Annotated in this window: 15 protein-coding genes and 1 tRNA gene; 5 read left to right on the top strand and 11 right to left on the bottom strand. The window is 41.9% G+C overall.

From position 1 onward, the window contains the following. Positions 1-63 precede the first annotated feature (63 nt). Together W234_RS14790 and W234_RS14510 are read left to right on the top strand one after the other, a co-directional pair. Positions 64-414, top strand: a complete 351-nt coding sequence (locus W234_RS14790) for an IS630 transposase-related protein (RefSeq protein WP_025643618.1) — start codon at positions 64-66, stop codon at positions 412-414. Continuing rightward, positions 341-907 carry an IS630 family transposase gene (locus W234_RS14510; RefSeq protein ID WP_227501901.1) on the top strand — a complete coding sequence of 189 codons (567 nt, stop codon included), beginning with the start codon at positions 341-343 and terminating at the stop codon, positions 905-907. Before W234_RS14790 ends, W234_RS14510 begins: the two co-directional genes overlap by 74 nt. Here the strand turns inward: W234_RS14510 and W234_RS13710 are convergent. The 10 genes from W234_RS13710 to W234_RS13725 all read right to left on the bottom strand — a co-directional run bounded on the left by W234_RS13710 (position 894) and on the right by W234_RS13725 (position 18,863). Next, positions 894-4,517, bottom strand: coding sequence for an ATP-binding protein (locus W234_RS13710; protein WP_025645601.1), 3,624 nt, complete (start codon positions 4,515-4,517; stop codon positions 894-896). The genes W234_RS14510 and W234_RS13710 overlap by 14 nt on opposite strands. Continuing rightward, on the bottom strand, positions 4,518-8,051 hold the full coding sequence (locus W234_RS0105735) for an SIR2 family NAD-dependent protein deacylase (protein ID WP_025645602.1): 3,534 nt from the start codon (positions 8,049-8,051) through the stop codon (positions 4,518-4,520). A 331-nt stretch (positions 8,052-8,382) separates the two neighbouring features. Further along, positions 8,383-9,654 carry an integrase family protein gene (locus W234_RS0105740; RefSeq protein WP_025645603.1) on the bottom strand — a complete coding sequence of 424 codons (1,272 nt, stop codon included), beginning with the start codon at positions 9,652-9,654 and terminating at the stop codon, positions 8,383-8,385. Between the two features lie 171 nt (positions 9,655-9,825). Next, a tRNA-Ile gene (locus W234_RS0105745) sits at positions 9,826-9,902 on the bottom strand. An 81-nt stretch (positions 9,903-9,983) separates the two neighbouring features. After that, the gene (locus tag W234_RS14515; protein ID WP_037059107.1) at positions 9,984-10,775 is read right to left on the bottom strand and encodes a pteridine reductase; all 792 of its coding nucleotides are present in this window, start codon (positions 10,773-10,775) and stop codon (positions 9,984-9,986) included. 3 nt (positions 10,776-10,778) lie between these two features. Then, entirely contained in the window at positions 10,779-11,954 is a 1,176-nt protein-coding gene (locus W234_RS14520) for a tRNA nucleotidyltransferase (protein WP_037059109.1), read from the bottom strand. 172 nt (positions 11,955-12,126) lie between these two features. Continuing rightward, complete coding sequence (locus W234_RS0105755) at positions 12,127-14,448, bottom strand: NADP-dependent malic enzyme (protein ID WP_025645604.1); 2,322 nt, start codon at positions 14,446-14,448, stop codon at positions 12,127-12,129. Between the two features lie 290 nt (positions 14,449-14,738). After that, entirely contained in the window at positions 14,739-16,205 is a 1,467-nt protein-coding gene (locus W234_RS0105760) for a protein adenylyltransferase SelO (RefSeq protein ID WP_025645605.1), read from the bottom strand. A 120-nt stretch (positions 16,206-16,325) separates the two neighbouring features. Further along, a complete protein-coding gene (locus tag W234_RS0105765) occupies positions 16,326-17,723 on the bottom strand; it encodes an acyl-CoA desaturase (protein WP_025645606.1) in 1,398 nt (465 codons plus the stop codon). 288 nt (positions 17,724-18,011) lie between these two features. Beyond that, positions 18,012-18,863 carry a glycerophosphodiester phosphodiesterase gene (locus tag W234_RS13725; protein ID WP_037059112.1) on the bottom strand — a complete coding sequence of 284 codons (852 nt, stop codon included), beginning with the start codon at positions 18,861-18,863 and terminating at the stop codon, positions 18,012-18,014. Between the two features lie 443 nt (positions 18,864-19,306). On the opposite strand from W234_RS13725, the gene W234_RS0105775 reads away from it, so the two are divergent. Continuing rightward, a complete protein-coding gene (locus W234_RS0105775) occupies positions 19,307-20,263 on the top strand; it encodes a hypothetical protein (protein WP_025645607.1) in 957 nt (318 codons plus the stop codon). Between the two features lie 191 nt (positions 20,264-20,454). On the opposite strand, the gene W234_RS0105780 is transcribed toward W234_RS0105775, so the two are convergent. After that, the gene (locus W234_RS0105780) at positions 20,455-21,084 is read right to left on the bottom strand and encodes a cob(I)yrinic acid a,c-diamide adenosyltransferase (protein ID WP_025645608.1); all 630 of its coding nucleotides are present in this window, start codon (positions 21,082-21,084) and stop codon (positions 20,455-20,457) included. Between the two features lie 214 nt (positions 21,085-21,298). On the opposite strand from W234_RS0105780, the gene cysS reads away from it, so the two are divergent. Further along, complete coding sequence (gene cysS, locus W234_RS0105785) at positions 21,299-22,759, top strand: cysteine--tRNA ligase (protein WP_025645609.1); 1,461 nt, start codon at positions 21,299-21,301, stop codon at positions 22,757-22,759. A gap of 530 nt (positions 22,760-23,289) precedes the next feature. Further along, positions 23,290-25,272: a mechanosensitive ion channel family protein gene (locus tag W234_RS0105790; protein ID WP_227501983.1), complete on the top strand. Its 1,983-nt coding sequence runs from the start codon at positions 23,290-23,292 to the stop codon at positions 25,270-25,272. Positions 25,273-25,358: the final 86 nt, after the last annotated feature.

A 25,358-nucleotide genomic window follows, 5' to 3' on the forward strand; every position in this document is an offset into this window, starting at 1 on the left:
TATAGTCTAATCCAAATAAAACCGATACAATATTTATAACAATCTTAATTAATGAAATAAACAATGACTTATTCAATAGACTATCGCAAACAGGTACTTTCTAGCATCGCTGATGGCATGACCATACGAGAAGCTGCGCTGTTTTATGGACTTAGCACCAGCACCATTCACAGCTGGCAGCAGAACCTAACTCCTAAAACAACCAGAAATAAAGCACCAACTAAAATACCTGATGACGCATTGATTGAAGACGTAAAAACATATCCAGATGATTATAACTATGAAAGAGCTCGTCGCTTGAACTGTAGTAAGACTGGCATCTTTAATGCTTTAAAGCGTCTTGGTATCAGTCAAAAAAAAGACCTTAGAACATCCAAAAGCGTGTCCGATAAAAAGAGCAGTATTCCAGAATAAGCTTGATAGCTTTACGCAGCAAGGCTACCCCATTGTCTATATGGATGAAAGCGGCTTTGAGGCTGAAACCATTCGTTCTCATGGCTATGCACCGATTGGTACACCCTGTATCGATAGCTACAACTGGCAAGCAAAAAAGCGAACCAACGTCATCGGAGCTCTCTATGAAAAAATGCTTTTTGCGCTTGATTACTTTGAGCAGAACATCAATGGCACCATATTCTACGACTGGTGCAAACACACTTTAATTCCAAGTCTCAAGACTAAATGCGTGATTGTCATGGATAACGCTCGGTTTCATAAAAGCAAACGCATTCAAAAACTATTAAACAGACATGGCCATCGTATTCTTTGGCTGCCGCCGTACAGCCCTGATCTGAACCCTATTGAGAAAAAATGGGCACAGGCTAAGTTTCTGCGCCAAGGGTGGATGGAGAATAATCTCCCTAAACTGTTTTATGATATGGGCTGTATCGATTTTATAAAGACTTAACTATATGTTCTTCTAAGTTTTTGCTACTATTTAAAGAAGGGCTATGATGCGAAATAGCGACTATATTTTCATTTTCAGTAGGTTGGACTATATAAGTAGCTTCATCTGCATATTCGGCGTAAAATTTAGCTCGTTCTATTAATCTTTCAGTAACTACTGCATTATCCATCTGTTCTTCAAAATTGTATGGTAGGAAGTTTTCAAGTCCAATTAATCTTTTTTTGATCTCCTCACTAAATTTAGAAAAAACGAATGCACTTAGTAAATTCGACAAGCAAAATTTATAGCTTTTCCTGTCTGATGATGAACCACGTATGTCTTGAGTATATCGATAGTAATCTAAATCAAGCACTTTTTGATTTGTCACCAAAGGAAGTATGCTTTCGCTAATGCACTGTTGTTCAAGAGCGAGTACAGACACAACACTTAGGATGGCTAATGATTCATGATCTTTGGTTATTTTTTGAATTAACTCGTCTAGATTCGCATGCGCTTCTAACTGCTCAAAACACCATTTTTCTAGGGTCATAAATGCTGATGACAATGTATCATTTACCCAGTATGGGCGTGACCAAATATATTCTTGCTCATTGCCCCAGAAAGTTTGAGATCCCCAAGGAAAGTCTAATGTGATAGGAATTGGTGTGAGCTTTTCATCAGATAGCTCATGAAGCTGTCGCCAAGCCGTGTTAGCATGGTTTGATAGCTCTGTAATTAGTCTTAATCCAGAGTCGGGAGCATGTTTTAATAACGAGTGGAATGGTTCTTTAGTTGAAGAGGAAGGATAGAAATCAAGAAAGTCAGTATTAATAGAAAGGTCATTCCAATCACTATCACTAATTCTCTCAGTTGAAAACGAACTTAAAGATAATGATCTAAGTTGAAGAGACTTATTTTGTTTAGCAGTTCTGTCTTCTACTGGAATACTATTTAAATGTGCCCAGTATTCTTGAGATCGATTTTTCTCTTCACACTTTCTCGTATACCTGTCGAGCGGTAGCTCACATAACAATTTTTTCAAACATAGCTCTACTAGTAATTCGGGATGCTTCTGCGCGATAAACCCAGAAAGATGTATTATGTATTTAAAAATCTCATTAGGTATTTCATCTAGATCGAGTAGCCTATTCAAATAGGTTTGAATGAAAGTTGGATTAGAATTTGCTGACACTATAATCAAATTACGTAGCGCATCTTTAAATCCTGTTATGTCATTAACTAATTGCCAGTTATGAGTACTAGGATGATCTTTTATCCCTTCGATTTCAGATAGCCAATCTAAAGCTATTTGTAATATTTTGGATGAAAACTCAATAACAACCTGTGAAGGCTGTGTAGCGTTTTCAAAATTTATTGCCAGGTTTTGAAAAACTTTAAAGACATCGACAACTCTTGGATATATGTTTTCTGGCAATGAAGGAGTATCTTCTAATATAAAAATAATAACTTGAAACCATAGGGTTAAGTCAGTCGGCCACGCAAGAGAGGTAGCAACTTTTATATCTTTGGAAGTAGCAAGTATCAGCGGGTTTGGCTGTGTCTTTTCTGCTTGAAACCAAACCAATAACTTCTCATAGAGATCATAGTCGTTTTCAGCCAGTTTGCTTCTAAATTGATCACTGTATTGTGCTATATTTGGATGGCTGACGGCTCCCAACAACCACGCACGCATCCATTGAGAGCGAAGCTCATTAAATTTAGGGTTGTTTATATCATTAGACCATTCATCGCCTTCAAGTTTCTGCTGAGACAATAACTCAACGACTCTAGCAATAGCTGGAGGTTGACCGAACTCTTCAATTTTATTGAGCCATTCATTATCAGCTTCAAGTAAATTGTACAACAATGACCATTCAAAAAAGATGTCATGAGCGAAATCTACTGTAGTTTTTTTACTATCGACTCTAATCACACCGTCGCTGTTTAACTCATCTAATTCCGAGTTACTATTAAGCGATCTTCTTTTTACGGATTTACTAAGATTTTTAACCTTATGCTCAGCTAATTCTAGTAAAGCGTTCTGTCTATCTATGACTTTTTGACTCGTCGCACTATATCCGCCACGTTTCCACCATTCATGTATCAAATCTAGTTCAGAATCTGGGGATGTATCATCTGATAGACTTAGCGTAGATAGAATTTTTGCAAAAAATGGGGTTCTAGTGACATGCTTTACATTTTCAGAAGAACTAAAAAGTAAGCCTCTTAAATTCGGAAACTGTTTTGAGAGAATATTTGCTTCATTATCATCTAATTTATTGACAGTGACGTTGCCAATTGAAGCCTGCTTAAGAACAGACCCAAGCCATGTTCTTAGCGGCTCTAGCCCTGTCTCACGTAAGGTAACGACTATTTTCCACTCTATTAATAGTGAGTCATTTAAAATCAAACTTATTAACTCATCGATAATTGGTCTATTCTGACTGTCAACACGGTCAATACCATCAATAAACAAGATGGGTGTGCCTGCTGATTTAATTTCAACTAATAGATCTTTTAGATTATGAGTTGAAGGTATCCCAGAGCTTTGAGCGTATTGAGCCCAGTTTTTACCGACCAATTGATCGGATTTTAAAAACAACACAAACGAGCTCTCTAAATAGCTCTCAATTTCTTTACGTAGCAGAGCAGACTTACCAGTACCTGGCATACCTGTTATCTGAATAAAACGGGACGTTTTAAGCACTTCAGAAAATTTTAATTTTAATCCACTTCTATCTAAACTATATCCATCAATATCGCTTTGAATTTGATGTAAGTAAGTATTCGTAAGCTCTTTTATTTTTGAAATCTGCTCCTCAAAAGTTCTACCTTCTTTGAGTTTAACAACCTTACATAACTCATGGACTAAACGAACCCTATCAAACTGACCTGCCTTTCCTGCAGACTCTCTTCCTAACTCGTAAATATGGGACCAGACCAATACAGGTGATATATTACTATTATTCGGTAATTGCGATTGAAGGTATCGTGTTCCTACATGAGCGTCAACTTCACCGTCATGTAGAAAGTCAAACCTCACAATAATAAAGTGTTTTAGAAAATCATGTTTTTCAGCAGGTATCAACGGAGTAGCAGATAACTCATCCAATAGCTGGTATATGGCTTCTCTAACAACTTTAATATCCGCACTAGCGTTCCCATTAGGACTAAACCGTTGCTCAAAGTGTTCAATATCACCACTTTCAACAGCTATTTGGCAGAGAAACCCTAGATCACGAAATTTAGCAGAGGATATTTCACTAACTGCCACTCCGTACTTATCTACACCATTATTAAAACTAGCATCTTGATAACTAGTTAAACTATCACGTATTACATCTCTAAAATTCTTATTAGTGTCAGCAGAGCTAATCGTCAGGTCGCGTTTGACCTGCAAGCTAGTTGTTCCAATTCGATCTGATGCGTCTATCCACTTTATTATGACGTCATCTAAAGGATAGCCGAAGTCTCTTTGCTGGCTAGCTACATTTACTACCGTACCATTACAGCCAGGTGCACTCGCTTCAGCTAACAATGCAGTTAAATAAAAGGCCATGACATGACCTTCATAGATAAAGCCATCACCACCGGCAAGCTCTGGAGACTGTGAAGTATTTTTATTTTCCATTTATGCAAATCTTACTTCTGGTAGAGGGTCTGTTTTGGCTTCATCGATGATCCTTTTTAATTCACTATCTGGATAGTTTTTTAGTAGATTTCGAGCAAGTTTAATACTTTCAGTTCTAACTGAAGTAATGTTAATCGCTAAATGGCTGGCTGGATTTACATTTTCGTAGGCACTACCATCAAAAATTATTGGAATGACTTCAATTAGTGTTGAAATATTTTCATTACTTAAATATGCCAGAGAGTAGAGCTCATTAGCTATATATATCAATGAGGTAAGTCCACTAGTGCGATTCAAATTTATTGAATAAATTAACTTTGAAATTAATGGCTTCAATGCATCGTTAAAGTCTAATTTACACCAGTTCAATAAAGCAGTTGCTGATGATACAACTCTTCTTGTATCTTCTTTATAGAAACCTTCACGAATATCTTTTGTAAGAATATCAATAGCTACATCACAACTCTTAGTAAAATAGATAAACGATGATAGCACCTCAAAACCTTCTGTTTCTTTATAAAAACTAATCAATTTATTCAAATTATTTTCATTTAATTTCGATTTGCTTAAATAAGGTGTTATAGCATGGTTCAAAGTATATGCAATTTCCTTGGCCAAACGTTCTTCCGTATTATCTATAAAAAATTCAGGAATATCAGTGTCTTTTGCAGTGGGCCGCCATGCAATTAAAGTATTGAATATCTTGTTAGACTGTTTCTTCGTAGGCAGTTCTCTATATTTTTCATTCAAAACAAGATTTTTAATCGCTATAAGCGTATGGATATTAATTAGATCATTACTTTTAAAAAGATGTTTTCTGACAACTAAAGCCAACGCTTTACTATCATTGCCAGATAGTCCTAACAAAGCATGGTCTAAAATACCTAGTTTAGGAATGAAATTGTAGTTGGCTGGATTTCCCCATATTTTCCATTTTATAGATTCTAACTCGTTAGCATTCAAATAGTTGTTTTCAATTAAAGGAAATAGCTTTATTAAAGCATGAACGCTGTCCTCATTATTCGGAGAAATATGGTTTATGATTTCATCTAAACGTGAACTGATTTTAAGACTATCATTTCTTACGGGAGGTGATTTTACAACAGGGTTTGGCCATCTCTGACCAAAATCATTATCAATACTCACTTCGGTAGCTACAGGAAATAAGAGAGCATCTTCAAATATCTCCAACTTTCGATTATCTGGTATAGCTAGTAAACTGTATTCTATGAGATGGCTATAAGGTTTAGACAACCAAAAGTTTTTAATTTTATCTATGATTGCAATACTACAACTCCACTTAAATACTTCTATAGCCATATCCGGCTCCGCCCGTATAACGAACCTAGCTAAAGCCTCCATAAAAACTTGTAATCTACTAAAATAATAGTATGCAGACTCATTATTAGTTTGAATGATTTTTTCTAGCCAATAAATACAACCTTTAAACGTCTGATCTAATAAATATCTTGAATCCTCTCCTGTTAGCTTTGCAATATTAATTCGTGATAAGGTTGTTTTGAGTATGTCTGTGGAGTCTGAGCTTGATGCTCGTATAGCATACAAAAAACGGTTTTTATCTTCCAAACTGTCTAGCTTAGCTAAATTCGCTATCATATCACCAATGATATTGACGTTTCTCCATTTGATAGGGATTCCAACAGTATTTGTTAGTCCTTCAACGAGTAGAATAGAAGGCAATCCGTTATTAAATACTATTGACTTAGTATGATCTGTATATACTCCAGGTTGAAAAGCAGGCTCTACACTATTGTTTTTTATTTGTTCGCCCAAGTCTTTTGATAACTCTTTTCTAATATTTTCAAGATAGCTCCAAGGGTTTGATTTCATAAAATCAAAATCATTAGGCTTTACTTCTAAATCATTACGGTTAAAGAAACTAGCTCCTTGAAGAAGAAAACTAACCCAAGCTAAACGTGATAAGACATAAACTGACGTTGGATCATTTCGAGATTGTAATTTGAGTTCTTTGTATGCATTTTTTAAAAGTTTTTCACCTTCGTCAAATTTACCTAACTCGGCTAGAAGCGATGCTTTTTTCATACCCCATGATGGGTCTATGACTTCAATCTCTTCAACTAATTTTTCTAAATCAGAGTAATCAAAGCTTTCTCTAGCTAAGATAGCTTTATGATAGTGTATTTCATTTTTCACTTCTAAAGAGTTTAGTTTAACTGTGTTTAAAATCTGAGCTACTCTTGAGTTAATCTTTTTATAATCGTTATCATCAAACCAGCGTGTACTCCTAAAAAGCCATAATGCTATTTCAATCTGTTGTTTGCTGGTTAGTCCACTAGGTTGAGAAGGATCACAAATTTCTAGAAGCTCTTCAGCTAGATGTATGGCATCCACACTGAAGGTAATGATGTTACGCCATACGATTTCGTAAAGCATCTTTGAACGCAAATCAGGTTCCATTTCAGACAAGTTTTTAGAGTTTGGAAAAGGATCATTAATCTGATTCTGTAAGCTCGACCTTATACTAGAAGGGCATACCAACCATGCTGGATAAGACTCTCTATCTTTAGTAAGTTGATCTAGCTGATTCTCTAGTAACGTTGCTGCATAGCTATGATCCTTATGGACTCTACTTATTTCGTTTTCTGGAATAGTTTTACGAGTAATCGAAGTTGGTCGCCAATCCCAGCTATCTTTAGGCTTGAGTATCTGAAGAGTGTCGAGAAACATCTTGGTTGCTTTACGATGTTTTTCATCATGGTTGTCCAAGTGTCTAACTAGAGTTGATAAATCAATAGGTGCCACATTGATTGACTCTAAGTATTTGCGCTTAGCTGGACTCAGATCTAAGGCGCCCACTAAGTAAATTCGACGAGCATGACTAGCTAGATGATCTCTGACCCAACCAACCCATTGTAAAAAATTAGGATCATCACCTGAAAATCCTAGTAAGCAAAACTCATTTTCGATAAATACTTGACGAGCTAGGTTTACAAATGCTGCATGAGTCTTTGGGTATTGTCGATAGTCTTCTTGAGTAAATATCAGATTATGAGAAATTTGTACTGTGCCATGTAATTTTACGATTCTAGGAGAGCGAGAAGAGGATAGATCTTCAGGTTTATTGACAATACTGTAGATGGGTTTATAAATATCAGATGCTGCCCGCTCTAACAGCGTATCCCAATTAGTTGTAAGCACTTCTGTCCAAGGCAGCTTTAACAATGAGCCGTATAAATCGCCTGGTATCCATGCAGGGTCATTAACAGTTTGCTCTATTACATCCTTCAATGCTTGTTCGCCGAAGTAAGAACTATATTCCTCAGCGATTCGTAGAGGATCGCCCCATGGATCGGATCCTAAATCTTTTGATAGTACCTTTAGAAGGTCATTCCACAAAGGTAACTTACTATTTATATCACCACTACTAGCAGCGCTTCTACTAAAACCAGAGCCCACCATAATAGCAGCGCCTTGATATGACGTTTCATTTCGCCAAAGAGCTTCGGCGAGCTTTTTTAGTAATGGATAGTCGGGTAAGCTTTTAATACTCATAATGGCTACTCGTAAATAGTTAAATATTTATCATTATATTTAGTCAAACACAGCGTACCCGAAACTGAACGTAAAGCACGATCAAACAATGACTGCTCTCACTGCTATGAAAGTCCAATTTATCATACTAAGAAGTATACTGCTTATAAAATAGAGTAGTAGTAAAACCCATCACAGAGAAGCGCTAATTGCGTTGATTAAACTCTTGCAAACGACAGTAATAGAGCTATTATAAATGAGTACAGGTAATGGGACTGGTCGCCATCACGGCTTGTTTTTACTAAATCAGCTGATGATATTTTTATAGTGATCTTCTTAAGACCTTATTAAATTAGTAATACTTAATGATGATTTCATCTTGCGTCATGCCAGCATGCTTACAATAAAAAGCTTCTATTGAGTTTAAAGCGTCTCTTAATTGGCGCTGTGATACTTGAATATACTGTAGAGTGACATCATCGCTCGATTTAGCTTCACGATGATTTAGCAAGCGTTTAAGGACTGGATAGCTGATGCTTGAGTTATTAGCTACCGTTCCAAAAGTGCGGCGCAAATCATGTGGCGTAATATATAAGTTTGTTTGATTGCTTATGGCCTTATAACTACGGCTTAAATCTTTTATATGATCATTGCTGTCTTTCAAGTGACTTGGAAATACCCATTGCTTGCCTGAACTCAACCTCCACCTTTCCTTAAGTATAGCCTGTAGAATATCACTAGTAGGCATATGATAGTTAGAGCCATTTTTTGTAGCTTTGAATACTATCCTGCCGGCTTTAAGGTCGACGTCAGACCACTTTAAGGGCTGCGCTTCATTTAAACGCACACCAGTGAACATAAAAAGTAGCATAATATCTCGTGCATTATTGCTATGGGGCGCTTGCATGTGTGAGCTTCTATCAACATAATTCAAAAGTGTTTTGAGGTACATACCTAAATATTCTTCTTCAACATGTTTGGTACGCGGCTTAACTATATTCCAATCTTTCTTGGCGTTAAGTATGCGTACTGGTTGTTCTTTAATTAAAAAGTCTTCGTTATCATCTAAAAAGCTATCACGGCAATAATTCCAAACTGACCTTAGAGCTCTCATAGTTGCGTTAGCCTGAGATTTACTATGCTTGCTGAGCTCTTTATGCTTATCACTTATCATTGACTTAGATATATCGTTTAAAGATGTATCTAGCCAGTCTTTCAGATTCTGTAGTATTTGACGGTCATAATCAGTAATAGTATTTTTAGCCAAGTTAGTCTTTGCTGATTTAAAGTAGGTATATGCATCTCTCAATGTTGGTACATTATCAGTCTTATCTTTAGTGTCTTCAAAGATCTCATGAAGCCCGTCATAAACATGCATACCTTTTTTTATATTTGCCATCATTATACTGGCTTTTTCACGTGCTTCGGTTAGCGTGATTAAGTGCGTTTCTTCTACTTCATCTCGATATAGCTTTCCATTTATACGCTTATGTAATGTATAGCGTTTAGACTGCTTACCTACACGTAGTGCAAATCCAGTCAATACATCATCCATATAGATATCGGTACCTTTAGCGGTATAGTCTATTGAATCAATAAATTTTTTGGTAAGTTTAACCTTCATATATCACCTATGCAGCAGCAAATAACCATAGTGTCAGTAATTATCATACTTCAATTACTATAAGGATCAAAGTATCAAGATAGTATCAAAAAAACAATTACATCAATGCTTTTACATAAATTTTAGACAATAAAAAACCCTTGCAAGCCAATGCTTGTAAGGGTTTGAATGTGGTGGGCCCAGTAGGACTTGAACCTACGACCAAAGGATTATGAGTCCTCTGCTCTAACCAACTGAGCTATGGGCCCTAACGTTAGACGCACAATGATACCTGATTTCTCTAATTTTTCAAGTAAAAGATAAGCACAATTATAACTATTTACTAAATTTTAATACTTACCACCTGCTAGGGTCAGACCACGTCCACCATCAACATCGATAATCTGTCCGGTGACATAGCTGGCTTGTATTAAATATAGTACGCTGTGAGCAATGTCTTCAGGTTTACCGATTCGCTGTAGAGGTATGGAGTCAACGATACTATGCTGCAGCGTAGGCTCAAGCGCTTGATCGCTATCAGTCTCAGGTAAGACATTAACCCCAGGTGCTACACCGTTGACACGTACGCTTGGTGCTAGATCAAGCGCTAGCGACTGTACCATCATCCGCTGGGCCGCCTTTGCCATATTATAAACAGTGTAATCTTTAAAGGGCTTGTTGTGCGCATGAATATCGAGCAGGCTAATGATACAGCCTTGCTGAGCCTGCAAGTAGGGTAGTAGCGCTTGGCTGAGTATCAAAGGCGCTTTAGCATTAGTTAAAAACAGCTCATCCCATTGCTCATTATCGATACTAGTTATAGAGGTTATAGGAGTTGGGTAAAAGCGAGAGGCGTTGTGCACGAGTACATCAAGCTGACCAAACGCACCGATGCTAGCTTTGACAAAAGCGTCTAAGCGGTCTTTAGCATTAATCACGGATAAGTCTGCGATTAATACTTTGGCGCTATGCGGACGTATCTGATTGAGCTCGTCGCTGAGTTGTTGTGCCTCAGACTGGCTATTATGGCAATGGATAATAACACGGTAGTTCTGACGATGGGCAGCTTTAACAATAGCTGCACCAATACGCTTAGCGCTGCCAGTGACGAGTATAACGGGGGCAGTGTCAAGATCTGTCATAAGCTAGGTTTGCTCATCTTGAGCTTGCAGGTGCTGGATACGGGCGCCGCGCAGAGCCGCCCCAATAGCTGGGCCTTTTAGGTCGCCTGCAATATCAGGCATACCAATAGCATGATAACTACTCAGCGCTAGCATCATTTGCCGGTGATGAATGGCCAACTGTAGCACTTGACTAGTGACTAATAATTGCGAGATCTTCTCAGGGGCTTTGTGCGCGCTACAAGCTTGAATAAGATCAATCTTTTGTGCGGCGTTCAGCTCATCTATGTTATTTAGCTGCTGCGCCTGCTCGACAAAAAGACTAGCAAACTGAGTATGCGCTTTGGGTACTTTGGCGCTTTGACCTAGGCTAGAGATGCTCTTAGAAGCTGTGGTTGCATCGTTTTTTAAATGAAACAAAGCGTCATCGAGACTCGCCATAAGCAAGGCCCAACGCTGTGAGAGGTTCAACTGCATTTGACCGGCGAAATACAAAGCGGTTTGTACGGTTTCTTTAACAGTGGTGTTTTGCCATGCTTGGCCCAGCGGTGCAAAATAGTCATCAAGCGCACCAATGTCAAATAGCGTCTGCCAGTAAATATGAGGAGAGACCTGCATAGTAGCGCGGCTAGATTCTTGCCAAACGCGCTCACAACTCAAATGCGCAAGCTCACCAGAAGTAGCCAACTTGCGCATCAATTGCAAAGTGTCACTACTGATACTAAACCCTAAGGCATGATAACGACCATAAAAACGCGCCACTCGCAGCACTCGTAGCGGGTCTTCACCAAAAGCGTCTGAGACATGGCGCAAGGTTTTTTGTTCAATGTCATATAGGCCGCCATAATAATCGATAACTTCGCCTGTGATAGGGGTGTCATCGGTTAAGCTGGTCACCTCGATTGCCATCGCATTGATGGTCAAATCGCGGCGCTGCAAGTCTTGTTGTAGCGTCACGTCAGGGCTGGCATGAACACTAAATCCTTGATAGCCGTGTCCTTGTTTGCGCTCAGTGCGGGCAAGCGCATACTCTTCGTGCGAGGTTGGGTGCAAAAATACTGGGAAGTCTGCGCCTACTTGCTGAAACCCTGCAGCTAGCATCTGCTCGACGCTACTGCCTACCACTACAAAGTCTTTGTCAGTCACAGGGCGACCAAGCAGCCCATCGCGAACCGCACCGCCTACCAAGTACACTTGCATGCTCACCTCTAAAACCTAAATTTTAACCAAAAAAAACCAGCCAACGCGCGACGTTAGCTGGTTTTATTATAGCATAGCACTTATTACTAAATGGTAAGTGCTCCTAGTTATCAAAACGGCTAGTTATCAAAACGGCCAGTTATCAAAACGGCCAGTTATCAAAACCGCTAGATTACTTCTGCTCTTCTTCTAAGTCCAGCGCTTCGGTGACGGCAAGCGCAGTCATGTTGACAATACGGCGAGCGGTCGCTGATGGCGTTAGGATATGCACAGGCTTACTAGCACCCAATAAGATAGGACCGATGGAAGCGCTATTGGTTGCTGTCTTTAGCAAGTTAAAGGCGATATTTGCTGCATCAAGCGTTGGTAGGATGAGCAGATTAGCCGCGCCTCTAAATTCGGTAGAAGGGAAGTCTTCTATACGGATATGCTCATCAAGCGCAGCATCCCCTTGCATCTCACCATCGAAGTCAAAGCTGACATTCATTTCGGTCAATAACTGATAGACTTTGCGCATTTTTACCGCGCTTTCGCGGTTTGAGGTGCCAAAGTTTGAGTGCGATACCAAAGCGACTCTTGGGGTGATACCGAAGCGCTCAAGCTGTTCTGCGGCCAGTACCGTCATCTCGGCCAATTGTTCAGCAGTCGGGTCTTCATGGATATAAGTATCGGCAATAAAAATATTACGATCTTGCATAAGTACCGCGTTCATCGCATAAAAATCACTAACGCCTTGTTTTTTACCGATGACGTTTTGTACATATTCTAAATGCAGCTGATAATAGCTAAACGTACCGCAGATCATGCCTTCGGCATCGCCATTTTCGACCAATAAAGAGCCGATAAGCGAGGTCTTACGGCGAACATCACGGCGAGCCAGCTCTATACTGACACCTTTACGTTTGTTCTTCTCATAGTAGCCTTGCCAGTAGTCTTTATAGCGTGGATCATCATCTTGATTGACGATAGTTATGTTGACGCCGTCTTGTAGACGCAGGCCAAGCTTTTCAATATTGGCTTCGATCACAGCTGGACGACCAACAAGAATAGGCTGAGCCAATTGCTCATCGACCACAACTTGTACAGCTAATAACACGTTATTATCTTCGCCTTCACAGTAAACGATACGCTTAGGATCAGATTTGGCGCGCGCAAAGATAGGCTTCATCACAAACGCTGAGTTATAGACAAACTCAGACAACTGTTGGCGATAGGCTTTCATATCTAAAATAGGCAGGCTAGCGACGCCTGAGTCCATTGCCGCTTGCGCCACAGCAGAAGCAATCTCAATGATTAAGTTTGGCTCGAGTGGTCCTGGGATCAAGTAATCGCGGCCAAAACGGCGCATCTTATCCGTATTTTTGACATTACCGACAGGGGTAGCCTCAACGTGAGCCATAGCTGCAATAGCCCGAACACAAGCGATCTTCATCTCTTCGTTAACGGCGGTCGCGCCAACATCTAAGGCGCCGCGGAAGATATAAGGGAAGCACAGGGCATTATTGACTTGGTTAGGGTAGTCTGAACGACCGGTCGCCATAATAACGTCTGGACGTACGGAGTGCGCAAGCTCTGGCATAATCTCAGGCGTTGGGTTAGCAAGTGCAAAGACGATAGGGTCTTTTGCCATACGTTTGACCATATCAGGAGTCAAAATGCCAGGCATCGATAAGCCTAAGAACATATCGGCATCATCCATAACCTCTTCGATAGTCGTCGCATCTGTATCGCGGGCATAGCGCTGCTTGGACTCATCAAGATTATCACGGCTAGTAGATATAATACCGCGTGAATCAGAGACAAAAATATTGTCTTTGTTAACGCCTAGGGCACAGATAATATCTAGGCAAGAGATAGCGGCAGCACCCGCTCCTGAACAAACAATCTTAATCTCTTCGATTTTTTTATCGATCAATATTAGAGCGTTGAGTAAAGCGGCGGCCACGATAATAGAAGTACCATGCTGATCATCATGAAAGACGGGAATGTTCATACGCTCGCGCAGTTCACGCTCGATTTTGAAGCACTCTGGTGCTTTGATATCTTCAAGATTGATACCACCGAAAGTCGGCTCAAGAGATGCTACTGCTTCGATGAACTTGTCAGGATCGTTTTGCGCGATTTCGATATCAAAAACATCGATACCGGCAAATTTTTTGAATAGGACGCCTTTACCTTCCATCACAGGCTTTGAAGCTAGAGGGCCGATATCGCCTAGGCCAAGTACTGCGGTACCGTTAGTGATGACACCCACTAGATTGTTACGAGCCGTATATTTAGCCGCCAGTTTTGGATCTTTTTCGATCTCAAGACAAGGTACGGCAACCCCTGGTGAATAAGCAAGCGCTAAGTCGCGTTGGTTGGCGAGCTGCTTGATAGGAGTGACTGAGATTTTACCTGGACGAGGATGCGAGTGGTAATGAAGAGCCGCTTGTTCAAACTGTTCGATTTCTGAAGCTGGGCTGTCCGTATTCAAGGAGGTATCGTCATTCATAATAATGGCCATAGTTAGGATAAAATGGTTATAGGAGATCCAGAGGGGTCATAAAAAAGGGTACTTCGAGCTGACTCATAAAAAAGGCTAATATCAGCGCCTTAAGACTGTGACAGGCTGTTATCCATAAAATAATGACTAGGATAAAGCCAAATTTTTAAAAGCACACAGGGGTTAGCTAGGCAGATAAACACCTTGCGCTAAAAAAATAACTATTCTAGCATCAATGTCAATTCACTGCCTAGTCAACCGGCGCTAAATGTACAAATTAAAATAACATGACAAGTCATCTATGAAGAGCAGCTAATCGGCAATTGCGGCGCGTCAGGTGCAGGAGGAGTCGTATCAAGATCAGTGGCGATATCTTGTACTTCATAAGGCCGGCTTAACAAGTCATAAACTCTAGCCACTTCATCGAATTGACCTTGCTGGCCAGCCGTAATAGCGCGCTGTGCCATCTCGTTACGCAGCACGTAGACTGGATTGTTGTTTTTCAAACTCTCGATTACCTCATCGGTCGCTAAGGTAGCAAGTCGGTTTAGATAGCGCTGCCGCCAGTCTTGCCAAACTGCTAGCGCCTCTGGCGGTAGTTCATGGCTTATAGTCGCTAATAGTTGCTTTTCATGAGGGTGTGTATCAGGAGCAACCAAGCCTAATAAAGCGCGAAAGCTATTGGTATAATCGAGCAGGTTATCCTCTAATAAGCTTAACCACTCAAACGCTAGCACTAAACTGTCTTGCTCGTGCGGCAGTCCGAGCTTGCGGCACAGACCTTGTTGGTAATGCTGCATAAAGGTTGTCTCATAAGGTGCTAAGCAGTCTGCTAGAGTCTCACGAGTCACGCCCTCAAGACGCATAAAATGCGTTAGCCAAACGTTTAGGTTCCAATATCCAATAGCGGGCTGGTTCTGATAAGCGTAACGCCCTGTGTGATCGGAGTGGTTATTAATCCAAGCCGGATTAAAGCGCTCCATAAAGCCAAAAGGCCCAAAGTCTAAGGTACTGCCAGTAATTGATAGATTGTCGGTATTCATTACCCCATGGGCAAAGCCAATCAGCTGCCAATCGGCAATCATACGCGCGGTACGCTCGACAACAGTACTTAAAAATGCCAGTACCGGCTGCTCAGCATCGCGGCACTCCGGATAGTAAGTATCGATCATATAATCAGTAAACTCACCGAGTAAGTCCGGTGCAAAGCTCGCTATCCATTCGACATGACCAAGGCGTACATGACTATCTGCTACTCGCATTAAAGCGGCGCCGGCTTCCATGGTTTCGCGGCGTACAGGCGTATCTGAGACCACAAACCCTAACGCATTGGAGGCAGGGATACCCAATTGCGCAAAAGCATGACCACATAAGTACTCACGGATAGTACTACGCAGCACCGCCCGGCCATCTCCCATTCGTGAATAAGGCGTGAGACCGATTCCTTTGAGGTGCAAGTCTTGGAGGGTGTCATTATTATCTAGCACCTGTGCCATAAGCAACCCGCGCCCATCGCCCAGTTGTCCCGCCCATTGCCCAAACTGATGACCGGCGTAAGCCATCGCCAGCGGCTCAAAACCCTCAGGCACATACTCTCCGCCGACGATTTCGACCCAGCGCTCCATTAACTCTTGATCAGTTGACCAGCCTAATTGCTCAGCGACTTGTGAGTTGAAGTGGCCGCCGCGCGGGTTGTTAAGAGCGCTTGGTGGCTGCTTATGATATAGACGCGGATCTAATTGGGCATAGCTATTTTGGTAGCGCATAACGGCTTCCTATTTTTTATCGATAAATTGAGCAAAAAAATCCCCCTAACTATAACAGTTAGAGGGTAGGAGAAAAGTAGTAATTTTTAAATATTAGCTTTAACACTAACTTAGTACAAACTAAGCGGCTTTATTGTTAAAGCCAATGGAGCGAAATGCGGTTTTGAGATTATTATTATGCTCAAAGATTTTTTGCTCAACTTTAATATATTCGTGCTTAAGCTTATCATCCACTTCGTGTAAGCGATCGGCAAAGTCTGTCTTTTTCATCTCAACCGCTTTGGCTTTTAGCGCTTTCCACTCTTCAACGGTTTGCTTAAACGCATCGTATTCAAGCTTAATACGGTCTTGGAAATTTTGCATTGCTTGCGGAATATCAAGACCTTCAGAAGTTGCTTTGTCGATTTGTTGCTGCGCACGCTTAAACTGCATTTGTACTTCAGCATGCTTAATCGTCGTATCATCAACGGTGCGCAGATCTGAGGTTAAACCAAGCTTAGATAAACCGGCAATCAGCCACTTCGTTGGATCGTACTGCCACCATTTAACGCCATTACGATAATCGTATTGGAAGAAGTGGTGGTAGTTATGATAGCCTTCACCCCATGTAAATATCGCCAAAAAGAAGTTGTCACGGGCACTGTTGGTATCGGTATAAGGACGCGTCCCAAACATATGACATAAAGAGTTGATAAAGAAAGTAAAATGATGTGTCAGCACTAGACGTAGCAGGCCTGCTAACACCAGCGTACCCCAAACGTCACCGATCAACCAACCTACGGCTGCGACCATAGCTACGTTAGTCGCGAGCACCCAAAGACCATAGTATTTATGCTGAATTTGTAGCACTTTATCTTTAGTCAAATCAGGGATGTTTTTGTAATCAAAACGGCCGCTAGGGTAGTTACGTAGCATCCAACCAATGTGACTAAAGAAAAACCCACGCTGCGCTGAATACGGGTCTTCCATACGATCATCGACGTGACGATGATGGGTGCGGTGACCTGACACCCAATCAAAGGCTGAACCTTGTACCGCTAGGGTTGAGCCAAGCAATAAAAAGTTTTTGACAATAGGATGGGCTTTATACGCACGGTGCGACAGCAGACGGTGATAGCCTGCGGTAATACTAAGGCCAGTCCAGACCATAAAGGCGCCAAACACACCCCAGACTGGCGCACTGACTTCATGAGTCAATAAATACCAAGGGGTAATAACTGCCGCTGCAATAGGCGTTGCTATCAAAAAGATAGCAGGTACTAAATTAATGGGCGACTTTTGGAATTCAAGCTCAAGAGGGTCAACACCTTCATAGTTGGCTGCAGAGTTTGCATTCTTGTAGCCGCTTGTAGCCGCAAATTGAGTTTCTGCTGCTGTATTGGTGTTGCTCTTGTTATTGTCAAACCATGTCTTAACACGTAGCGCTTGAGTGCCAGCGTTTTGTATAAGCGTATCACCAGACTTCATAGCGAGACGTAAGCCTTTAAGTGGTAAACCTATTACTTTTTTAGCAATCATGTAATATCCCTAACGGTATTAATTTCAGCGTCCATATTACCCTAAAAACACAGTAAAGTGAACAGATATGCACTAGAAAAATATTGCTAAATAACAATAACTTGTATGAGTTATGGTATATCTATAGAGAAAACCACGTTAGCTATCAGGTGTTCAGCGAAAGTGTAAAACTGTGCGGAGATATGTTACACAAGGTATCGCGCTTAGAAAGCAGATATCGCATGCTGTTATTTAGGCAAACGCTATAACTTATAACAAAATATCAATCGGGAACTCTCAACGCTAGGGTCATAATAATTGCGAAGGAATATCGGTGATAATGACATCGACTTGCCATTCTATCAGCTGTTTTATCGTACTGATGTCGTTGACCGTCCAAGCGCTCACCGGCAACTGATAACGATGACAATTAGCGATGGTTTGCTTGTTTAGCAGCGGATAATGAATACCCAGTTGAGTACAGCCTAATCGCAGCGCGGTATTGGGCGCTGATGAGATAAGACTCGGCTCAAGCACTAATAGGCCGCGAGATATCGATGAGAGCTGCGGATGCTGCTGCAATTGGGCGAGTAGGGTTTTATCAAAGCTCGTTAATACCAACGGCAGGCTTGATAACGGGCTATTGACTAAGTAGCGCAGTAACGCTTGCACAAGCTTGGTATGATCAGTGCGATTGTGAGTCTTAATCTCAAGCTCGATATGAGTAAACTGACTCAAAGTATGAGCCTGACTGCTTAATTCTGTGATCTCATAAGCCTTATCACTGCTGATGGTATTAACACCTAACAGACTATTGAGCGCTTGACGTTGAGGTTTGAATGCAGGGGCAAACATCGAGAGCGGTAGAGACTGCGCTAGCATATCGAGCGTAATGATATGATGGCCCGATTGGGTGTGACGTTGAATCTCGCGCAGGCTTAATTGGTCAATTCTTGCTTGCAGGCCGCATAGACGCTGTAAGGTGTCATCATGAAAAACAATTAAATGACCATCAGCGGTGAGCTGCACATCGAGCTCAACACCTGCTAAGCCCCTTGCTTGCAAGCGCTTAGCGTGTTGAAAACCGAATAAAGTGTTCTCTAGGGCTTCCACGCGGGCACCGCGATGCCCAAGGAGCTGCGTTTTTTTAAAATTTATCATAATAAGGTAAGAGTCTTTTGCATGATCAAAGCAGGTTATTATACCTATCTGAGCTACCTTTTATGATAGACTGCTTGCTTTGACGGTCAATAAATAATCACAGTGCCTTTAAGCGTTCTGTGTTGTGTTTTTGCAACTAACGCTAGTTTTATATCGATTAAGGGCTTTTATTTGTATATCTGGAAATCGTCATGCTGAACATCTTAGCCAAACCCCGTATAATGATTTCATTTTCAATGAAGTGCCATTCTTTAAAGTCGCTATTCTTTCAAGTTGCCATTTTAAAATTATCTATGGTACAAGACTGTAGATAACAGATAGAGCTTATCCTTAGATTGGGTAAAAGACTATCTGTAAAAGGGTGATGATTTATAAAGCGTAAGTAACGATAAAGAGCTTAAAGGCAGTTATAAAAAGGTCAGTATCTCAGGAGCTAAATGAGTATGAGCGTAGTCAAAAATAAGTGGATGAAATGGCAGCAGGTTGCTGGTATTGGTTTAGTATGTGGTTTAGCCGTTGCAGGCTGTAGTCGCCCAGACGATGAAGACAGCGCCGATACTACGGATATTACTGCTGAGCAGCAAGCCGCCGATGATGCTGATGTTGCACCCGTAATGAAGTGTGATGATCCTATGGTTCAAGACCGTCTCAGAACCGCACTAAAGAACACGTTAGATCAACAAGCGCAAACGCTTGCAACTAACTATGCCAACAACGCAGACGTGGCTATTAGTAATAGTATGCTCGATACTAAAGTGGGTAATATCAAGATTGATGTGCAAAACGCAGCGGTTTTACAACAAGCCAATACCAATGGCATGACCACTTGTCAGGCGAGCGTCAGCATGACTTTGCCTAGCGAAGACTTATACCAAGCCAGCCAAATAGATTCATCTAATAACAAGCCAAGCTTGCAATCACGATTGGCTAAAGAAAATATCCGTATCAATAATAACATGTTAGTAGACGATGCTTTTAGCTATGTCATTGGTGCTCAAAACGGCCTAGTGCAAGCGCGTATCGCAGGACAACCGGCTTTAATCGGCATAGTCGCTGATGTTATGGCAGGCTCATCACTCAAAACCGTGCTAGATGAACAAGCAGCGAATCAACGTGCAGAGGCGGCAGCTGAGCGTAGAGCTGCTGTGTCAGACAGACAAGAGAATCAGACCATCCGTCAGCCTAGAACGGTGACGCCAGTTGAGCCTATTCGTCGAGCCGAGCCGCCAACACCACCAGCGCCGCCATCAATCAATCAAAGCGGCAGTGCGAATGAAGAGAGTACGGCAGCGGCTATCACAAATGATGATAACCCAGTAGAGTCTGCACTTCCAAAAGTCGTACCTGAAGATGAGAGCATCGATATGGTCATCATCGAAGACGATAGTGCCACTTACTAAAGGTTATGATTGTCTTAAAAATCATGTCTTAAGCATCAGTGGTTAAAAAAAGCGTCTATAGCTTGAAGTTATAGACGCTTTTTGATTGTTTGTTATTTTCAAAGCGGGTTTTAGAATTTCGTTTAAGGCTAGTTTAATAAACTAGTTTTAATAAAAAGAGTCATTAATTATAAACGACAGATAACAGAACATTATTTATCGTTATCAAGCTTTTGTAACACTTGACTATCCCATAAGACTTCCGAGACTTGAGCAGGATCAGTACAAAAACGCGCCGCGACAAATAACCAATCAGATAGCCGATTAATCAAGCTGACAGCGGTACTACGGATAGCTTGCGGGCGCTGCTGCTGTAACAACACCGCTTGACGCTCAGCGCGGCGGCATACAGTGCGCGCTATGTGCAATTGACTAACCAATACCGACCCTGTAGGCAAAATAAAGTCTTTGAGCGGCGGCAAGCGAGTATTCATGGTATCTATCTGCTGCTCTAACCAGTCTATATGAGTCTCGTTTACGCCTTCATACTCTGGCATCGCCAGCTCACCGCCAATGTTAAATAGTAAATGCTGAATAATTACTAAAGCGTGCGCAAAATCTGACTCTTTGATAAGGGATAAATGCTGAGCTGTCTCTTGAGTAGCCGCCGTGTTCATTTGCGTTAATTGGGCACGTACTAAGCCAACATGCGAGTTGAGCTCGTCGATATCACCCATCACTGTAAAGAGTATATCGGCTTTGCTGACGCGGCTACCATCTGCCATACCTGTGCTACCATCATCACCAGTGCGGGTGTATATCTTACTTAAACGATTGCCCATTTAGAGCTCCTTAGCTTTTGTATCTAGATTTTTGTATTTCAGTTTATTGTATTTCAGTTTATTGTATTTTAGCTGCATAACGCGCTGCGAGGGCGGTTAATTAACGGTTTTATTTAATAACGTCCTACGCTCATTGTAGTATTTTATGTCCATTTTCGCTAAGATAATGCGTTAAAATTTATATCACTTCATTTTATCAAAAGGCTAATTTGTTATGACTACCTCAGTTACCGATGCGCAGTCCCGGCTGGTTGTATACGACTCATTGACAGCTCGCAAACAGCCCTTGCAGCCCTTAGTTGCTGGCAAGTTAGGCATGTATGTCTGCGGCATGACGGTTTATGATTACTGTCATATCGGTCACGCGCGAGTGATGGTGGCTTTTGATATGGTAGTGCGCTGGCTTAGTCAGTTAGGATATGAGGTCAACTATGTACGCAACATAACGGATATCGATGACAAAATTATCGCGCGCGCTATCGAAAATAATGAAGATATCGGCACTTTGACACAGCGCTTCACAAAAGCGATGCATGACGATGCTGCCACGCTTGGCTGCTTGAGTCCGGATGCAGAGCCGAGAGCTACCGATCACATCGATGAGATGCAGCAAATGATCACCACGTTAATCGAAGGTGATTATGCTTATGCTGCTGATAATGGCGATGTCTATTACGCTGTCGATAGCTTCGCCGACTATGGCAAACTCTCTAAGCGCAAGCTGAATGAGATGCAAGCAGGCTCTCGCGTTGAGGTTGAAAATATCAAGCGTAATCCTTTTGATTTTGTCTTATGGAAAGCGGCAAAAGCGGGCGAGCCGCAGTGGACTTCTCCTTGGGGGCAAGGGCGTCCGGGCTGGCATATTGAGTGCTCTGCGATGTCGACGAAATGCTTGGGTAATACCTTTGATATCCATGGCGGTGGTCATGACCTGCAGTTTCCGCATCATGAAAATGAGATTGCCCAATCTGAGGCGGCAACGGGCTGCGAGTACGCTAATAACTGGATGCACGTTGGCTTTATTAATGTCGATGGTGAAAAGATGTCTAAGTCTTTGGGCAACTTTTTTACTATACGCGAAGTCACGAACAAATATCATCCTGAGACCGTGCGGTTCTTCTTATTGTCGAGTCACTACCGCAGCCAAGTCAACTTCTCAGATAGCGCTTTGGATGAAGCGCATAATAGCCTAAGCAGATTATATAATGCACTAAAAATCGCTGAACAACATCAAAGTCAAGCGCTTGAGGCTGACCAAGAGCTTATCAACCAAGCGTATCAAAGCGCGGCAGGTCAAGACTTTATCGCGGCTATGAATGATGATTTTAATAGTTCAGCGGCTATTAGCGTGTTGTTTAGCTTAGCCAGTGAAGTCAATAAAGCAGCTAAAGCGCAAGATACGGACAAGGCTTGGCAGTTAGCGCAGCAGCTGCGCGCGCTTGCCAAATCATTAAATATCCTACAGCAGCCGCCAAAACAGTTTTTGCAAGCCGTTATCGGCGAAAAGTCAGAGAATGGTCTTAGTGATGATGCTATCGATGCGCTGATTGCTGAGCGCGGCGATGCCAAAGCCAACAAAGACTACGCTCGGGCTGATGAGATACGAATGCAGCTAAAAGAGGCGGGCATTGAGCTTGAAGATAGTAGCGCTGGCACGACTTGGCGCCGCGCTTAACACCGCTGCTGCCATAAACGGACAAAATTACCAAGATAACTACAAATACACATAGAGAAAGCCAGCTTAGAGCTGGCTTTTTTTTGATGGACTGAACTAGCTTATGTTTAAAGTAGTTTAATAAGCGATAGCCCTCAATGCCAATACCTTTAGTATGAGATACGAGAGCAGATGCTAAATTATCTTTATGATAAACAAAAGCCTTATCTGCCTGCTGAGCGCATTACCTTCAAAGATGCTTAAAAAATAAAGAGTAAAAAGTAAAAAAGAGACATGAAGAAAGATACTCAAGCCCTGTTTTTTGTAGAGAGCAGGCTATATAAGTAAGGCAGGTAATATACGTAGACTAACAAATAAAGTCAGTTCTATACTGGCTTTATGTTAAGGACTGCTTTAACTTATCAACATACTTTTGCTAGAAAATTATAAATATGACTAAGTTTCATACCTTTATACCTTGTAGTGCTGGTAGACTCCGTAGTGCTGAGCGGCGCAAGCTGATGCCTTATACTGCTAAGCGAGACGCGTTTATGCTTAACAATTCTTGCTTCGATAGCACCGCTAATGCCGAAGTGGCTATGTGCTCAGTGTTCTCAATACGCTCAGTGCGCTCAAGCAGCATGATGCTAGTTCATGCATTGATGGCCTGGTTAGTGCTATTGCTTATCAGCCTACCTGTATATGCTGCAGAAAATAGCCAAGATAGCCAAGCTAATACGGCCGATAGCTCGCCGATATCAATCACCACTCAGCCTGATAATATCGTTGATTATGCTGAAGATAAGATTAGCAGTATCGAGCTGGAGGACATCAACCCTAGCAAAATGATTAACAAGGTTATTGATCCCTCAGAAAAGATAGCGGTGCCGCAAGCTGGGTATTTACAAGGCGATACTGAGATTGTAGGAGATTATAACCCCAACTATTACCCTCTAAACAAGCTTAACGCAGGTTTGCCACCTTTATCTGAGCCGCCGCATTTATCAAGTCCACTAGCGACGATGGAGTTTTTTCAATCCGCTATTATGAAGCAGCAATTCGGGTTGGCCGCTTATGCGCTGAATATGAACCTGATTGATAGTGAGCGCCAGCCAAACCGCGGCGTTGAGCTAGCAAAACGTCTAGACTATTTATTGCGTAAAAACGAGCTGTATGTCTTCAATGATATGCCCGATCGTCCCGATGGTTTGATTGAGCCGACGATAGGCAGCAGTAGTAGCGTGCGCGGCATCCCGCGGCGCTCGATACGCTTGGGCTATATGGATTATCGTGAGCGCCGAGTACCTATTTCTATAGAGCGTGTCCGCGTCGGTGACCAGCAGCCGGTTTGGGTGTTCTCGGCTCACACGGTTGGCAATATAGACAATCTATATGAGCAGTATCAGCCCGCTAAGTTTGAGCGTTATCTCCCCGTAATACTGACCGCGCGTCTCTTCGGTATTGCGATATGGGAATACTGTGCTTTGCTGTTGTTTTTCTTAACGACGATGGGTTTAGGATGGCTGCTAAGTACAGGCGTTGGCAAGCTTATCAATATGGGAGCAAGTAAAAACGATGAGCAAAAAAGTGAGAGCGTAGGGCGCCGCAGTGTTAGAGATTTGGCCAGTAAACTGACGGTACCTTTGACCTTGACCATTAGCTTCTCTCTAGTCTATACCTTGGCTTCTGGCGGCTTTCCTTATCTTGATGCAGTAGCGACTGCGACGCGGCCGATCATTTGGGTGTTTTTAGTCATCAGTACGGTATGGCTAGGTATTCGGATTATTCATTTTTTTGCCAATCGCTATCAAGACTTACAAATCGATAGTTTGGGTGAAGAGCAGTACGATAAATACCGTATTCGTCTCACTTATGTCTCGATATTTAGACGAGTCTTTATTTTTGTCATGATCTTGGGCAGTATTTGGATTGGTATTAGTGAGTTTACCAATGTCGAGGGCTTAGGAAAGACTTTATTAACGTCAGCGGGTATTGCTGGGGTAGTAATTGGCGTGGCGGCGCAGCCTACTTTGGGCAATATTATCGCTGGCATGCAAGTGGCTATTACCCAGCCTGTACGCATTGCTGATACGGTGATGATGGAAGGCGATTGGACGACTATTGAGGATCTGCGATATACCTATGCAGTACTCAAAACTTGGGATGAGCGGCGGTTAATCATCCCGATGCGCCACTTTGTCACTGAGATTGTCGAGAACTGGTCGCATACGGAGTCTCATCAAACAAGACCGGTCTATCTCTATGTAGATTATGGCGTCGATATTGAGGTGATTAGACAAAAATTCATTGAGGTGGTCAAAGACAATAAGCTCTGGGATGGCGAGACTGAGCCTAAGCTCATCGCCACCGCCGTCAACGAAGATACGATTACGCTACGCGGCGCGCTAGCTTCTGATAGCCCACTGAATGCTTGGACGCTTGAATGTGAAGTTCGTGAGGTCATGCTAGCGTATCTCCATGCAGAACAAAAGCCATACCTGCCAGCGGAGCGGATAACCTTTAAAGACAGTTAAACTCATATCATCGCTAGTAAAAATAGACCAAAAGTGTAAGAGCGCCTGCAAATCAGCGCTAAAAATAACCTGTGAGAGGGTGTTAT

Origin of the sequence: Psychrobacter sp. TB15, assembly GCF_000511655.1 — a bacterium.
In the GTDB taxonomy this organism is placed as follows: domain Bacteria; phylum Pseudomonadota; class Gammaproteobacteria; order Pseudomonadales; family Moraxellaceae; genus Psychrobacter; species Psychrobacter submarinus.